Origin of the sequence: Paenibacillus sp. JCM 10914 (genome assembly GCF_001315105.1) — a bacterium.
In the GTDB taxonomy this organism is placed as follows: Bacteria; Bacillota; Bacilli; order Paenibacillales; family Paenibacillaceae; genus Paenibacillus_AQ.
Map to the genome: position 1 here is coordinate 640,083 of NZ_BAZR01000001.1, position 15,214 is coordinate 655,296.

17 protein-coding genes and 2 pseudogenes are annotated in these 15,214 nt (G+C 49.0%); all 19 read left to right on the forward strand.

The annotated features are described in order from the left end of the window. Positions 1-8 precede the first annotated feature (8 nt). The 19 genes and pseudogenes from trpD to JCM10914_RS31225 all read left to right on the forward strand — a co-directional run bounded on the left by trpD (position 9) and on the right by JCM10914_RS31225 (position 15,133). A complete protein-coding gene (gene trpD, locus JCM10914_RS03010) occupies positions 9-1,049 on the forward strand; it encodes an anthranilate phosphoribosyltransferase (RefSeq protein ID WP_023957238.1) in 1,041 nt (346 codons plus the stop codon). After that, positions 1,039-1,848: an indole-3-glycerol phosphate synthase TrpC gene (gene trpC / locus JCM10914_RS03015; protein ID WP_023957240.1), complete on the forward strand. Its 810-nt coding sequence runs from the start codon at positions 1,039-1,041 to the stop codon at positions 1,846-1,848. The genes trpD and trpC overlap by 11 nt, the downstream gene beginning before the upstream one ends. 13 nt (positions 1,849-1,861) lie before the next feature. Further along, complete coding sequence (locus JCM10914_RS03020; RefSeq protein ID WP_023957242.1) at positions 1,862-2,536, forward strand: phosphoribosylanthranilate isomerase; 675 nt, start codon at positions 1,862-1,864, stop codon at positions 2,534-2,536. After that, positions 2,533-3,729, forward strand: coding sequence for a tryptophan synthase subunit beta (gene trpB / locus JCM10914_RS03025; RefSeq protein WP_023957244.1), 1,197 nt, complete (start codon positions 2,533-2,535; stop codon positions 3,727-3,729). The genes JCM10914_RS03020 and trpB overlap by 4 nt, the downstream gene beginning before the upstream one ends. Further along, positions 3,726-4,532 carry a tryptophan synthase subunit alpha gene (gene trpA, locus JCM10914_RS03030; protein WP_023957246.1) on the forward strand — a complete coding sequence of 269 codons (807 nt, stop codon included), beginning with the start codon at positions 3,726-3,728 and terminating at the stop codon, positions 4,530-4,532. The genes trpB and trpA overlap by 4 nt, the downstream gene beginning before the upstream one ends. A gap of 35 nt (positions 4,533-4,567) precedes the next feature. Continuing rightward, positions 4,568-5,665, forward strand: coding sequence for a histidinol-phosphate transaminase (gene hisC, locus JCM10914_RS03035; protein WP_023957248.1), 1,098 nt, complete (start codon positions 4,568-4,570; stop codon positions 5,663-5,665). A 36-nt stretch (positions 5,666-5,701) separates the two neighbouring features. Further along, positions 5,702-6,808: pseudogene (locus JCM10914_RS03040) on the forward strand (prephenate dehydrogenase); the annotation flags it as partial. Between the two features lie 408 nt (positions 6,809-7,216). Then, positions 7,217-7,810, forward strand: coding sequence for an RNA polymerase sigma factor (locus tag JCM10914_RS03045; protein WP_036716815.1), 594 nt, complete (start codon positions 7,217-7,219; stop codon positions 7,808-7,810). Next, the gene (locus JCM10914_RS03050) at positions 7,807-8,409 is read left to right on the forward strand and encodes an anti-sigma factor (protein ID WP_023957254.1); all 603 of its coding nucleotides are present in this window, start codon (positions 7,807-7,809) and stop codon (positions 8,407-8,409) included. Before JCM10914_RS03045 ends, JCM10914_RS03050 begins: the two co-directional genes overlap by 4 nt. Before the next feature lie 37 nt (positions 8,410-8,446). Continuing rightward, positions 8,447-9,030: pseudogene (locus tag JCM10914_RS03055) on the forward strand (histidine phosphatase family protein). Between the two features lie 211 nt (positions 9,031-9,241). Further along, on the forward strand, positions 9,242-10,393 hold the full coding sequence (locus JCM10914_RS03060) for a hypothetical protein (RefSeq protein ID WP_023957258.1): 1,152 nt from the start codon (positions 9,242-9,244) through the stop codon (positions 10,391-10,393). 78 nt (positions 10,394-10,471) lie between these two features. After that, entirely contained in the window at positions 10,472-10,651 is a 180-nt protein-coding gene (locus JCM10914_RS03065) for an IDEAL domain-containing protein (RefSeq protein ID WP_006209497.1), read from the forward strand. Positions 10,652-10,756: 105 nt separating this feature from the next. After that, positions 10,757-11,194 (forward strand): DUF2487 family protein, encoded by a 438-nt coding sequence (locus tag JCM10914_RS03070; protein WP_023957260.1) that lies wholly within the window; start codon positions 10,757-10,759, stop codon positions 11,192-11,194. A 169-nt stretch (positions 11,195-11,363) separates the two neighbouring features. Further along, a complete protein-coding gene (locus JCM10914_RS03075) occupies positions 11,364-11,906 on the forward strand; it encodes a ubiquinol-cytochrome c reductase iron-sulfur subunit (RefSeq protein WP_036716817.1) in 543 nt (180 codons plus the stop codon). Between the two features lie 18 nt (positions 11,907-11,924). Further along, positions 11,925-12,596, forward strand: a complete 672-nt coding sequence (qcrB, locus tag JCM10914_RS03080; RefSeq protein ID WP_023957264.1) for a menaquinol-cytochrome c reductase cytochrome b subunit — start codon at positions 11,925-11,927, stop codon at positions 12,594-12,596. 21 nt (positions 12,597-12,617) lie between these two features. After that, the gene (locus tag JCM10914_RS03085) at positions 12,618-13,505 is read left to right on the forward strand and encodes a menaquinol-cytochrome c reductase cytochrome b/c subunit (protein ID WP_023957266.1); all 888 of its coding nucleotides are present in this window, start codon (positions 12,618-12,620) and stop codon (positions 13,503-13,505) included. Positions 13,506-13,580: 75 nt separating this feature from the next. Beyond that, positions 13,581-14,213 carry a DUF1405 domain-containing protein gene (locus tag JCM10914_RS03090; protein WP_023957268.1) on the forward strand — a complete coding sequence of 211 codons (633 nt, stop codon included), beginning with the start codon at positions 13,581-13,583 and terminating at the stop codon, positions 14,211-14,213. A 63-nt stretch (positions 14,214-14,276) separates the two neighbouring features. Beyond that, the gene (locus tag JCM10914_RS03095; protein WP_023957271.1) at positions 14,277-15,035 is read left to right on the forward strand and encodes a sporulation protein YpjB; all 759 of its coding nucleotides are present in this window, start codon (positions 14,277-14,279) and stop codon (positions 15,033-15,035) included. After that, positions 15,032-15,133, forward strand: a complete 102-nt coding sequence (locus JCM10914_RS31225; RefSeq protein WP_269433827.1) for a sporulation protein YpjB — start codon at positions 15,032-15,034, stop codon at positions 15,131-15,133. Before JCM10914_RS03095 ends, JCM10914_RS31225 begins: the two co-directional genes overlap by 4 nt. Positions 15,134-15,214 lie beyond the last annotated feature (81 nt).

Here is a 15,214-nt window from a genome sequence, read left to right on the forward strand (position 1 = left end):
AGAATAGCATGAATACATTGGAGCCAGTGCAAGCCAGCATCTCGAAATTAATCACAGGTCTGGATTTGAATCGCGAAGAAGCGCGAGAAGTCATGCAGGCGATCATGGATGGTCGGGCAACCCATTCGCAGATCGGCGCTCTGCTGACCGCATTGAGAATCAAGGGAGAGACAGTAGAAGAAATCACGGGTTTCGCTGAAGCAATGAGAGGTGCAGGTGGGCGCGTCGTAACGGAACGCAACCGGCTGCTCGATACGTGTGGCACGGGCGGATCGGGAATTCACAAATTTAACATCTCGACCGTATCGGCCATCATCTCCTCCTCGGTATCGGTCAGGGTAGCGAAGCACGGCAATCGGTCGGCATCGGGCCGGGCCGGAAGTGCGGACGTGCTGGAGGCACTAGGCGTGAATATTCACCTAACGGCAGAGCAGGCGACGGCTTGTCTTGAGGATATCGGTATCTGCTTCCTGTTCGCACAGATCTATCATCCGTCGATGAAGCATGCGGCTGTCCCAAGGAAGGAACTCGGGATCAGAACCGTATTCAATATGCTCGGGCCGTTGACGAATCCGGCAGGAGCGGATCGTCAGATGCTGGGTATATATGATATCGAGAAGACGGAGACGATTGCCCTGGTGCTGAAGGAGCTTGGGCTGAAGCGAGCGATGGTGGTCACGAGCCACGATGGGCTCGATGAGATCAGCGTCTCAGCCCCGACACGTGTGTCAGAACTGCGAGGCGGCACCGTCCGTACGTATGATATCCATCCTCAAGATTTGGGTCTGTCACTTCATCCGATGACTGCGATTCTTGGAGGAGATGCGCAGGAGAATGCCGCGATCATCGGTTCGGTGCTTGCGGGTGAACGAAGCGCATACCGTGATATCGTTCTTGCCAATGCGGGTGCCTGCATCTACGTATCCGGTCTTGCCGATAGCCTTGCTGAGGGAGTAGGCCGCGCAGGGGAAGCCATAGATTCAGGAATCGCGAAGTCTAAGCTCGAACAGTTGATCGCGAGAACGGGGGAAATGAGTTATGTATCTTGATCGTATCGTTGAAACCAAACATCAAGAAGTTGCGAAGCTGCGAGAAACATTCCGCATATCCGATGCGGAACAACGGATCGCCGATCTGCCGCCGACGCGGGGATTTGAACGTGCGTTGTCTGCAAGTCGCAAGCGCAGCATGGGATTGATTGCTGAAGTAAAGAAGGCTTCTCCTTCGAAAGGGTTGATCCGTCCGGACTTCGATCCCGTAATGATTGCACGATCCTATGAAGCGGCTGATGCCGACTGCTTATCGGTGCTGACAGATCAAACGTATTTTCAAGGAAGCGGACAATATCTACAGGACATCCGCAAAGCGGTTCAGCTTCCACTGCTTCGCAAGGATTTCATTATTGATGAAGCTCAGATTTATGAAGCTCGCTTACTTGGGGCTGATGCGATTCTGCTCATTGCCAGCATCCTTGACAAACAACGGATCGCGGAGTTTATCGCTATCGCATCGGCCATTGGTCTGGATTGCTTGATTGAGGTGCATGACGGTAAGGAGCTGGAGAGCGTTTTGGAGCTTGAGCATGCGGCATTGATCGGAATCAACAACCGCAATCTACGGACGTTCGAGACTTCGCTGGAGACAACGGCAGAGCTCGCAGCACGTGTTCCGAAAGGCGTTACGTTGATCAGCGAGAGTGGAATAGCGAGTCCTGCGGACATTTCGTACCTGCATTATGTTGGAGCCCATGGGGTTCTGGTGGGTGAGCATTTTATGCGTCAGGACGACGTGTTCCGCGCTGTTAACGATCTGATGGGGCCCATGACCGTCGCAGCAGATTTGGATTAAGGGAGAGAAGAATATGCCAGCTACGGCTCTAAAAATATGTGGACTTCAAAGCGTTGAAGTGCTAAAATCGATGGTAAACTTACCTGTGGATTATATCGGATTTGTATTCGCCAAGAGCCGCCGTCAGGTTACGCCGCAACAGGCTGCGTTGCTGATTGGCGTATTGCAGGAATGGGATCAAGACAAGATTCCTGCTAGTGCCGGTGTCTTGGTTAACCCTGACATGAATGAACTGGAGGAACTCCTCAATGTCGCTGCGCTGGATGTCATTCAGCTGCACGGTCAGGAATCGCCACAATTTTGCCGGGAAGTGAAGGAGCGCTTCCCGGTTTCTGTATTTAAAGTGGTATCGATCGAGGGAAGTCGCAGCGAAACGGATCGTATATCCGAATTGGACGCGTATGCAGGGGCTATCGACGGGCTCCTGCTGGATACTTACGACCCGGTATATGGCGGCGGTTCAGGCAAGACGTTTGCCTGGGATTTGATCCCTGCCTATCAGCGGTGGGCATCGCGGCATCGCCTTCCGTTATTTGTCGCCGGTGGTCTGGATGCTGATAATGTAGCGCAATTAATCGACCAGTACGCACCTGACGGCGTGGATGTATCGAGCGGCGTGGAGAGCGAGCCTGGCGTGAAGGATATTGATAAAGTGAATGCATTCGTAGAAAGGGTGAAAGAGAAATGACGCAACTACCAGATCAGAACGGACGTTTCGGAGCGTTTGGCGGACGGTTCGTCCCGGAAACGCTCATGAATGCATTAATCGAACTTGAACAAGAATACAACCGTTTCTCTGCCGATCCGGAATTTCAAGAGGAGATTGCTTACTTATTGAAGCAGTATTCTGGCCGGGAGACGCCACTATACTATGCGGAGCGCTTAAGTCAACATCTCGGTAAGGCGAGGATCTATCTTAAGCGAGAAGACTTGAATCATACCGGAGCACATAAGATCAACAATGCGATCGCGCAAGGGGTTCTGGCGAAGCGAATGGGTAAAGGCAAAGTCATTGCCGAGACAGGCGCCGGTCAGCACGGGGTTGCAACGGCTACGGTAGCGGCCTTGCTTGGTCTTGAATGCAAGGTGTTTATGGGAGAGGAAGATACGAAGCGCCAGCAACTGAATGTCTTTCGGATGAAGATGCTCGGCGCCGAGGTGGTCCCGGTAACTTCTGGCAGCCGGACACTGAAGGATGCAGGCAACGAAGCGCTTCGTTACTGGGTGAGCCATGTGGAGGATACGTTCTATGTGCTTGGATCAGCGGTTGGACCGCATCCGTATCCGATGATGGTTCGTAATTTCCAGCGGATTATAGGCGATGAGACACGTAAGCAAATATTGGAGACCGAAGGCAAGCTCCCTGATGTGATTTTGGCTCCGATTGGCGGGGGCAGTAACGCGATCGGGATGTTCTACCCGTTTCTTGAGGATCAGGAAGTACGTCTAATCGGCGTTGAAGCGGCCGGTAAAGGGGTGGAGACCGAGTTCCATGCAGCTACGATGTCGAAAGGAACGCATGGTGTATTCCAAGGTTCAATGAGTTATTTGTTGCAGGATGAGTATGGGCAGGTACAAGAAGCTCATTCGATCTCTGCAGGGCTGGATTATCCAGGGGTGGGACCGGAGCATTCTTATCTAAAGGATATCGAACGAGTGGAGTATGTTCCAATCACGGATCAGGAAGCACTCGATGCCTTGCAGTTATTATGCCGGACGGAAGGCATCATTCCAGCCTTGGAATCTGCGCATGCTGTAGCCCATGCCGTGAAGATGGCATCGACTTGGACGGAAAATGATATCGTGGTCATTAATCTGTCCGGCCGGGGGGATAAGGACGTCGAGTCCATCATGGCATACACGGGAGGGAATGTGCAGTGAACCGCATCGACCAGACTTTTCAATCTTTGAAGCAAGACCATAAAACCGCCCTTATTCCATATCTAACCGTAGGCGATCCCGATGCCCGAACGACGCTGGATATCATTCATGAATTGGAAGTGGCTGGGGCCGACATTATCGAACTCGGTGTTCCGTATTCCGACCCGCTTGCCGATGGACCTGTTATCCAGCGTGCCTCTGAACGTGCACTTAAGGGCAAGGTGACCATTCGAACGTGTATGGAAATCGCTCAACAAGCCAGAGCACGGGGCAGCAAGCTACCGTTTATTTTGTTCACGTATTACAATCCGGTGCTGCAGACGGGACTTGATACCTTCTTCGAGGAAGTGGTGAAGAACGATATCAGTGGTCTCATCATTCCAGATCTGCCGGTTGAAGAATCGGAGGAGGTACGCAGACGTGCATTGGCAGCAGATGTTCATCTTATTCCATTAGTAGCTCCGACCTCACATGAACGGATCGCAAGTATCGCATCGGAAGCTACAGGGTTTGTCTATTGCGTATCCTCGCTTGGTGTAACCGGAGAGCGGACCGATTTTTATGCTGGGGTGGATTCGTTCTTAGAAACGGTCAGGCGCTACAGTAATGTGCCGATTGCCATCGGCTTTGGGATATCTTCAGGCGAACAAGTCGCCAGATTCTCCAAGATCTGTGACGGAGTGGTCGTCGGGAGTGCAATCGTCCGGCAGATTGAATCGCAGATACCGCTGCTTGAGCAAGAAGAGACGCGTCAGCAAGGACTTTTGCAAATCAGAGAGTTTGTGGCACAATTAAAAGGATAGGTATGAGCAAGTCATGAAAGGAGAAGCGAATCATTATGAAACCGAAAACGCAAATCGTTAATCTTCCTGTGTACCAACCTGGGAAGCCGATAGAAGAAGTGAAGAAGGAACTGGGACTCGAGCAAGTCATCAAGCTTGCTTCTAACGAGAATCCGTACGGAAGTTCACCGCGAGCCTTAGAAGCTATAACAGCGGAACTTGGATCCGTAAGTATGTACCCCGATGGAAGTGCTGTCGACCTAACGGTTCAGTTAGCCGGCATGCTCGGGATTGAGCGCAATCAAGTGATATTCGGATGTGGTTCAGACGAGATCATCGCTTTGATTATTCGGGCTTACCTCCAACCCGGCGATGAGACAATCATGGCAGATCAGACATTCTCGGTCTACAAGACGAATGCTGATATTGAAGGAGCGATCAGCATCGAGGTGCCGTTAGTCAACGGTACGCACGATCTTCCTGCAATGGCTGATGCTATTACAGATAAGACGAAAATCGTATGGGTATGTAATCCAAACAATCCTACAGGCACACTCGTGTCTGAACAGGAACTTGTATCCTTCATGAATTCGGTGCCAGCCCATGTAATGGTTGTGTTGGATGAAGCTTATTATGAATATGTAACGGATGCTTCTTACCCTAACAGCATCTCGATGCTGAAGACATATCCGAACCTTGTCGTATTGCGAACCTTCTCCAAAATCTATGGTTTAGCAGCCCTTCGAATCGGCTATGGTATTGCCCAGGCTGATGTCATCTCATTAATTAACCGGGTGCGCGAACCATTTAATACCGGTCGACTGGCACAGGTTGCGGCAAAGGCAGCGCTTGGAGATCAGGAATTTGTAGCCAAATGTCGTCAATTGAATGCTGAAGGCATTCAGTATCTGCAGACCGAATTTGATCGTCTTGGCCTATCATACTTTCCGGCGCATGGTAATTTCATCATGGTTGACGTTAATAGACCGGGCAAAGAGGTATTCCAATCGCTGTTGCTTCAAGGGGTCATTGTCCGTCCGGGTTTCAATCTCTATCCGAATTATATTCGAGTTACGGTCGGATCTGTGGATCAGAACAAGTTCTTTATCGCATCATTGGAGCAGGCGCTCCGTGAGGTCAGTACACCAGTATAGAGCATCTAATATCATCACAAATCATCGCAGCTTGAAACGAGTGAGAACATGACGAAACATATATCCATATTCGGGGTCGGTTTGATCGGTGGATCGCTGGCCCTATGCTTTAAAGGCAAGCCGGGCGTAACCGTCACCGGGTATGCCCATAACCAGGACTATGCGGATCAGGTCATCGCCAAGGATGTCGTAGATCACGTGACGCTTTCCGTGGAGGAAGCTGCTCAGAACGCAGATGTCATATTTTTATGTGTACCGGTAGGCAGTCTGGAAGAGTACATGATCAGGCTTAGTCAATTAACCTTGAAGCCTGGTTGTATCATTACAGACGTCGGCAGTACCAAAGCCAGCATCGCAGCCTGTGCGTCGCAGCTTGTTCTGCAGGATGCATACTTTATTGGCGGACATCCTATGGCAGGCTCGGAACGGTCCGGAGTCGGAGCGGCCTCAACCGTTTTGTTCGAGAACGCATATTACGTTCTGACACCGTCAGCGCATGTGCCACAGGAGAAGCTCGATGTGCTGGAGGATTTACTCTCCTACACCCGTGCTCATATCGTGAAGGTGGAACCCAAACTTCATGATGAGATTGTAGGGGCCATCAGTCATCTGCCGCATGTAATTGCGGTGGCATTGGTCAATCAAATCAGCCATTATAATGAAGAGAACCCTTTGTATCGCACGCTGGCCGCTGGTGGCTTCCGTGATATCACCCGAATTGCTTCGAGTGATCCGATTGTATGGAGGGACATTCTGCTGAACAATCGTAACGTTATGCTGTCCTTGCTTCGCGATTGGAATGACGGGATTCAGACGTTCATGGAGATGCTGCAGGGCGGAGACGGCGCAGCAATCGAGGAAGCCTTCCGAAGCGCAGGCAGTTTCCGCAGTGAGTTGCCGGAGAGACGGAAGGGTATGATCGTGTCGCAATATGATCTGTATATCGATGTGCCTGATCATCCCGGCATTATTGGTCGTATCGCAACGGAGCTTGGTACGAACAGCATCAACTTGAGCAATATGCAAATTATTGAGAGCAGGGAAGATGTACCGGGTGTCATGCGGCTTTCTTTCCGCAACGAATTGGAGCAGGAGCGGGCGAAATCGTTATTATTGTCCCAAGGGCATTCGGTATATCAGTAATAATGCGGCTGTCTAAAAAACAGCCGTATTTAATTATGCTTACTGTATTGACAAAATGAAAACGTATACATATAATAAAAGTACAGTATGGTTTCTCTCCACTCCTATCCAAAATATTGCACTCTGTGCAACCGCCTTCATTATTGAAGGCGGATTTTTTTTGCTCTTTATCCTCTCTATGGCAAATCTATTGGCACAAAACTGAACTTTTCCCCAAATTGTGCTATAATGCTAGAGTACTAGTGTAGAAGATTTGGGGAAAATGCCAAATACATAGAATAGTCAGACATCATGAGGCGTAACTATATATGGTTTGACGGTACTTTTTGCATATCCTGTTGAACGATCCAAGTGCAGGTGAAGGACACGGAAAAGGCACCGGAGGGTGAAGGAGGAACGATAAATCATATGACGGATTCCCAATTGATTCAAGAAATCAAACAAGGCAACACCGAACTTTATTCCGAACTAATGAGGCGTTATCAACGAAAGATACTGGCATTTGTTTATCATATGTTAAAGAGCTCGCATATGGAGCTGATGGCCGAGGATATATGCTCGGAGACGTTTTATAAGGCTTTTCGAAGCCTACACTCCTTTCGCGAGGTGGATGCTTCATTCTCGACCTGGCTATACACCATTGCAAGGAATACGGTGTTAAGCGAACTGCGCAAGCAGCGCAGCGGAACACTGCCGCTGGATGAGAGCGGGGTCGTGCCGATAGCACCGCAGGATGTAGCGCCCGAACAAGCAATTTTACGCAGCGAGAGAGTACATATGGTCAGGGAAGCAATAAATAATTTACCGGAGAAACAACGATCCGCGTTGATCCTTCGGGAATATGATCAACTGGATTATCAGGAGATTGCAGATATATTGGGACAAAGTGTCAGCTCAGTCAAGTCATTGTTGTTCAGAGCCCGCGGCAGCGTTAAACTACAGCTGGAACCATACATGTATGAGCCGGTCATTGAGGATCTGAGAGGGTTGAAGGTCAGATGAACTGTGATGAAGCCCAAGAGCTGATGGAAAGTGTCTGGGATTTGCCTGACGATGATCTGCGGCGACAACGGCTGAAAGCACATGTTCAAACCTGCAGTTCATGTGCGGTAGAATACGAGATGTGGGTGGATAGTCTGGAAATGGTTCAGGCTCTGGACCATGAAGTACCGGAGATGGATGAAGAGCAGATGAACCGCAATGTGATGGATCGAATCTATCGCGACTTCCCATGGCTGGTGGAAGAGACGTCCAAGAGCAGGTCCGTGAGTCGGATGTTCCGGAAGCGGCTCACATTATGGATTGCCGGTTTTCTTGCCTTGTTCGTATGCAGCTTTGTGTACTTTGCTGCTATGGGAGGACAGCCTGCTCCAGAGGTTGAAGAGACCATTACCGGCATTATTCCAACAGGGGTAGCTGGATCAGGTCAAACCCCGATCTCCCAGGACGATTATAAAATTCCGCGGACGAACAGTGGCATAATTGATCCGTTTGTGGTTGATATGAGTCCAACTGAGCCAGAATATTGGATGATCCTCTCGCTATTAAGCGTGGGGCTCGCGATGTTCTTTCTCATGAGGTTGAATCGAGTTCGTAGATAGTCCGCACAGGATTTAGGAATGCAAGGAGGTGGGTCGAATGCTGATCGGATTAGTGCGCCATGGATTAACCGATTGGAATGCTTTAGGCAAAATACAAGGTCAGACGGATATCCCATTAAACGAAGAAGGGCGTCATCAGGCTCGTTTACTTGCCAAGCGTCTGCAACAAGAACCTTATCATTGGGATTTTGTTATTAGTAGTGGGTTGTCGCGCGCCGAAGAAACCGCAACAATCATAGCATCGGAGCTGCACATTCCTTTAGCTTCTCCGGATGACCGACTGCGTGAGCGTAAGTACGGTCAGGTTGAGGGGCTTACCGCTGAGGAAAGGGAATCCCAATTCGGCCCGGAGTGGCATCTTCAAGATCTAGGACAGGAATCGGATCTGGAGTTAATGTCACGCGGACTCGTTTTTGTGGATGATATGTGGAGGAAGCACCCAGAGTCGAACATTCTGGTGGTGAGCATGGTGGGTTCCTGGCACAGCTCTACAAACTGGTTTGTAAGGGCCACTACGGACGTATCGGTAATTTGTCGTTAACGGTTATTGAGCGCATAGAGGACGATTGGTCTCCGCTGCTCTTTAATTGTACAAAGCACTTGTTAACCGAGCAGATGTGACGGTTGGAGAAAGTAAATAAACGTTTAAGACCTTCCGCTGGAAGGTCTTATTTGTGTTTGGATTGGCGACAAGAATAGATTCTATCATTTATTGAAAGGGCATAGTCATGAAGTATAGCTAAATTATATTTTTTATGAAAAAACGTGGCTAAGCAGGTATCAAATGCGCAAAACCATCCCATAATGGTTGTAAAACGGCGAGGCGATGTAGATGAATCTAGCGGATATGCTCACGTATGCCGATATTGGACAACTTAGCAATATTGCGAATCATTATGATTGCGATGCCAAACGTAATTCGAAGCATGAATTGATTCAAAGTATTCTGTCCAAGCTCGGGCGCAGGGAATTCTTCGAGGAATTGGTAGCGAGTTTGTCACCAAGCGATATGCGTTTCCTAAACAATCTGGTCTTTGACACTCGAACAGGTTACAGTCTGGAAGAACTGACGGCAGCCATTCGGCAGTCATCAGAGATGGAGCAAGAAGTGGACAAGTCTAAGAAACAGAAGACGATCAAGACGGAAAGTCCGCGAGAGATCGTGGCGCGCTATCGACGGAGCGGGTGGTTGTTTAACGGCTTCACGCATTCTACCAAGTATTTGTTTCAAGTACCGTCAGACTTGAAGGAACGTTTTCGCGATGTACTGCGTGAACGCCTCCACAGCCGGCTTCAGCCGGTGACAAGGGATCCAGAGGTCTATCGGGACGAGCAAGGACTTGCGGTAGAAGATCTGTTGCTCATACTGAAATATGTCCGAGGGCATGATATCGATCTCAATCAGGAAGGTTTCATGTATAGAAGAAACCAACAACTCTTAATGAGCACATTGCATATATCGGAACCCCTGATAACGAAAGGAGCTTGGCGATTTGGTTATGGCCGCTCCTGCATTGAGTATCCTGATCGGTTCGCTATGTTGTACGACTACGCCTTTGCGCGCCAATGGGTACGCGAAAGCAACGGCAAACTGTTATTAACCGAAGCAGGATCGTCCGTTCTGGAAGAAGGAAATCAAGTTAGCGTGGTACAGTTATTCCGCTTTTGGTTAAGACTTTATAAAGGTGCCATACCCAATATTGCTTCGATTATATACTGGATCAGTCAGTGCAGTCATGAATGGGTAACTGCCGCATCCTTGCAGGAATCACTGAGTTGGTTAATCCGTCCCTTCTACTATGACTCCCCACAGAACATATTGGTGCAGCGGATTGTGAGGATGTTGATGCATTTGGGCATGCTAAGGATTGGCGAAAGTGAGTCGCAGGGAACCTGTTATCGAATGACGGCGCTCGGGCTGAAAATCGCCGAGACCAGTATACATATCAAGGACAATGACGCCAAGGGTATGACGCTGCAATAACAAAGAATCGTATTGAACAAAGTAACTTGGATATAGGGAAACATGGATTACGCAAAATTAGTTTGGAGGTGCATCCTAATGGATAAGATGAAGGTTACTTACGAGGTTATGCTAGGCTTGGCGGCTGAGATGGTGTGGGACGAAGCATTGCGTAAACATCGGAGTGAAGAATTGTACAAGGAGATCGACGAAGCGCTGGCATCCGGGGACGAAGTGGCTTTCCGAAACCTGACGGATGAACTGAGGACGTTGAACTGAAGAAATGCTTGATCGCATTTCTTCTTTTTTTTTTGCTTTACGGCACCGTTCACTCGTATAATGTAGAAATAGAATGGATGAGTGGACGAAAGGACGTATATTTACATGAAGTTTAGTGAAGTGGACGAGCAATCATGGGAAGAGTTAAAACCGTTTTATGACACCTGCCTTATTCCCTATACCGGCTTGACCGGCAAGGAGGCGCCGTGGGAAGCAACGTCGGCTCTGGAAAGGCTTCGGGATTTTATGGATTTGGCAGAAATTCCGTTTAAGGGAAGATTGGTTACATATCCTGCCGTACAATATGGAAAGACTGAAGATATCAAGCTTCTGAATGAGGTATGCCGCAACGTTAAAGCAATCGGCTTTGCGCATGTGATTGTGATGACGGCCGATGCTGAACTTGGCGTTGAGGATGTACCGGATAGCTCGCTCGTGTTGTCCAAAGTTAAGCTTGAAGGATCAACGGATGAAAAGATGTCATCCATCGTCTCGGGTCGGATTAGCGAAATGTGGCAGCAGACGCACGACGAGATATTGTGACAAAATACCAACAATTTATGAAAGGGCTGTTGGAAGCGAACCCAAATATGGGATTCAAATTCTTGACGGTCTTGGGTGCCTAATATATTATTAGTATGTCCTAGTAAGTCGTGTGATTTTGATCATTGATGACACTTAAGAACGGTTGACAAAGGGGGTTGAACACAGAATGAGCAGCAACCACAATGACGAGCATGAAGGATCGCACAATCCACCCCGTCGAAAAGAGATGTCCCGCAGACAATTTCTTACATACACGTTGGGCGGTGCCACAGCTTATATGGCTGCTGGAGTAGTTTTGCCAATGCTCCGCTTTGCTGTAGATCCGATTCTTCAGAATAAGGAAGAAGGATCTTTCGTAAAGGTCGTGGAAGAAAGTAAAATTACGGATGAACCACAGGAATTTCACTTTGAGCTCCAACAGCAGGATGGCTGGTATAACAGTACAGCCACTTTGACGGCGTGGATTCGTAAGAATGATGCTGGTGAGATTGTAGCGCTATCACCAATTTGTAAGCACTTGGGATGTCTTGTTGGGTGGAATAACAACAAGAATTTCCCGGATGAATACCACTGCCCTTGCCATGGTGCGCGTTATACGCCAGACGGCAAGAACTTGTCCGTCGCGCCGAATCCGCTCGACCAGTACGAAAGTAAAATCGAGAATGGCTGGATTTACCTCGGCGCTATCGTACCAAATACCGTTGTCTAATAGGAGGCGTAGATTCAGATGTTGAAGAATGTCTACAACTGGATTGATGAACGTCTCGATATCACGCCGATTTGGAGAGACGTTGCGGACCATGAAGTACCGGAGCACGTTAACCCGGCCCACCATTTCTCCGCATTTGTGTACTGTTTCGGCGGCTTGACGTTTTTTATCACAGTCATCCAGATTTTGTCGGGGATGTTCCTGACGATGTATTATGTTCCGGATATTATTAACGCATACAACAGTGTTGAATACCTGCAAACACAGGTTGCCTTCGGACAGATTGTTCGCGGCATGCATCACTGGGGCGCAAGCTTGGTAATCGTTATGATGTTCTTGCATACGATGCGCGTGTTCTTCACGGGTTCTTATAAAGCACCTCGTGAGATGAACTGGGTAGTTGGTATGCTCATTTTCTTTGTTATGCTGGGTCTTGGCCTTACAGGCTACCTGTTGCCTTGGGATAACAAAGCTTATTTCGCAACAAAGGTTACACTTGAGATTGCAAACTCTGTACCTTATCTTGGACCGATCATTAAAGAGTTGCTGCAAGGTGGTACTATCGTAGGTGCCGAAACGCTAACCCGTTTCTTCGCGATTCACGTATTCTTCCTTCCGGCTGTCTTGCTTGCATTGCTCGTTGGACACTTTATCATGATTCGCAGACAAGGTATTTCCGGACCACTATAAGAAGAAGGGAGGCGCATATTTATGGCACATGGTCATAAATCTGATGAGAAAGTCGTTTATGTCGGTGACTCGCGCGTGAAAAAAGGCGGCGGCTGGATTACACCGCCGGACTACACCGCTTATCCCGGTAAATCAGAAGCGTTCATTCCTAACTTCTTGTTGAAGGAATGGATGGTTGGTGTAGTAGTTCTGGTCGGTTTTCTTGTGCTGACTATTTCGGAACCGGCTCCGCTCGGTTATCCGGCAGATCCAGGGGCTTCGGTTATTCCGATGCCGGACTGGTACTTCTTGTTCCTGTATGAGTATTTGAAGCTTCCTTACGCTTCCGGTGATTATGTCGTACTCGGTACGATTGGTGTTTCGGGTGTAGCGTTCGGCGCTTTGCTCCTGGTTCCATTCCTGGACACGGGGAAAGAGCGGCGTTTCTATAGAAGGCCGATTACTTCCTCCCTGATGATCCTGTCGATTCTTGCGGTTGTATATTTGACCAATGCCGCTTGGACGCATTATACGCATGAATTGGAAGCAACGGGCCAGAAGCCTGAGCATATCCAGCGTGAAGAAGAAGCGCATGAGAAGCATATGGCCGGTCTTCCGACTTCCAATGCGAAGCAGCCGGAAGACAATGTCGTGGCGCTTGTGGATAAGGATAATCCAGCAATGGAGACTTACAAGCTGGCTACATGTATCTCTTGTCATGCGGCAGACCTGAAAGGTGCATCCGGTCCTTCGCTTCGCGGAGTGGGAGATACTCACACGAAAGAAGAGATCATGGCAATTATCGAGAATGGGCAAGGAACAATGCCTGCTATGAAAGATCAGGCTCTTGGTCTCGGTGTTACTGAAGAAGAACTCGACCAACTGGCTGAATGGCTGGCAAGCCAGAAAGCGGAAGCAGCTGGCGAGTAAACATTGAAATTTTAAGAACCTGACCGCAAGCCGCGGTCAGGTTCTTTTTGAAGTTGGATATGAGGAGGATGGGAGTTGTCAATGTCACATCTTTGGAGCCGCGAATTTCTAGGTAAACGATCGATCCTATGGCTGCTGTTCGTCGTTAACATGCTCGGTACGATCTACGGCTATATCTGGTACGGCAATCAGATTGTTGATACGATATCGCACGGCTACATATGGCAAGTCATCTTCGTACCGGATAGTCCGACGGCGAGCCTATTCTTCAGCTTGGCGCTGCTTATGCTGCTCTACCCGCCGAAAAGCCTGGGCGCAGCAATCTTTCAGCAGTTTATTGAAGCGCTGGCTGTCGTCACTTCCGTGAAATACGGTATTTGGGCGGTAGCGATTATATTCGCAGGACAAGCTCAAGGCGATATTCTGGTCTGGCAAGACTGGATGCTGATCGTGTCACATACAGCAATGGCAGTTGAGGCCTTATTGTTCGTACGGTTGTTCCATTATCGCTGGACCGCATTGGCCGGTGCGGTTGCCTGGACACTACTGAATGACACGGTTGATTATACGTATGGCGTATTCCCATGGCTACCCGGAGTCTTGTATGACCACTTGTCGAAGGTAGAGATGTACACTTACTTGCTCACTTTGTTAAGTGGTCTGGCTGCGTGGATTGCAATGAAGTACGCGCGAAACAAACGAATATAAGGATCTTTATACGGTTCTACGGACATCCCTTCTGCCATAACATAAACGGTAGGAGGGATGTCCATGTTTCGAGCCTTATTCAGACGTCTACTGATATTTCAAGCCGTCTTGATATGTGTAGCCGCGGGCAGTTACGAGGAGGTTTGGGCTGATCCCGGGAGTAAAGAACCGGAACAGTCACCGGCTGCTTCCATTCAGGCGAAGGCACTTAACCATGAAGCGGAACAATTGTACCGTCATGTTGAGGAAGGAAACGTACAAGCCGTGCTTGACAACTTGAGGCGGGTGACGGGGATATTCGAATCGGCTTCATTCCAAGGATTGACGGGAGTGGAAGGCATTCATGCTTTGGCGGAGAGCATTATGGAGATGAAAGAGGCGACGACACGAGCCGTACAAGAGCCGCAGGACTGGATGATATCGGCAGGCAAATTGCGCCTGGCAACCGATAGTCTGATCCGTTCGAAAGATGCCCTGTGGCTGCAATATTATAAAGTCATACGCGAGGACCTGCAGCTGTTGAGCCAGTATGCGTCTCAACAAGACAAAGCTGGCATGAAGAGAGCATATGACAGCCTGGATCAGCACTATGAGCTGATTCGTCCTGCTATCGTAATTCAGCGTAAGCCTGAAGAAGTTAACATGTTGGAATCATGGCTGTCCTATGCAGGCGGATTGGTGACGTCCGGAGAGATGTCGGCTGTAGAGCGAGTGGTTGCTCAAGGTGAGGAAATGGTGAACACGTTATTCGGCAAGAAGAAGGATGAGCAGGCGCTAGCTCCACTTGGCGAAGTGAAGGAGCTTGGACATGGCAGATCGTGATTTGTGCATTCATCCTGGCCGCCTTGTCATTCGTTGGTTACCGTAAATATCGTGGGCAGCTGTACACGTCCAAGCCGTTATTTCCACCAAAGAACTAGTTACAAAGAAACCGTTCTTAACGTAAATGGTTGGGGTTGCACCTCCATTTTGCCAGGGATCGGTTTTTTTGCGTCTAAATA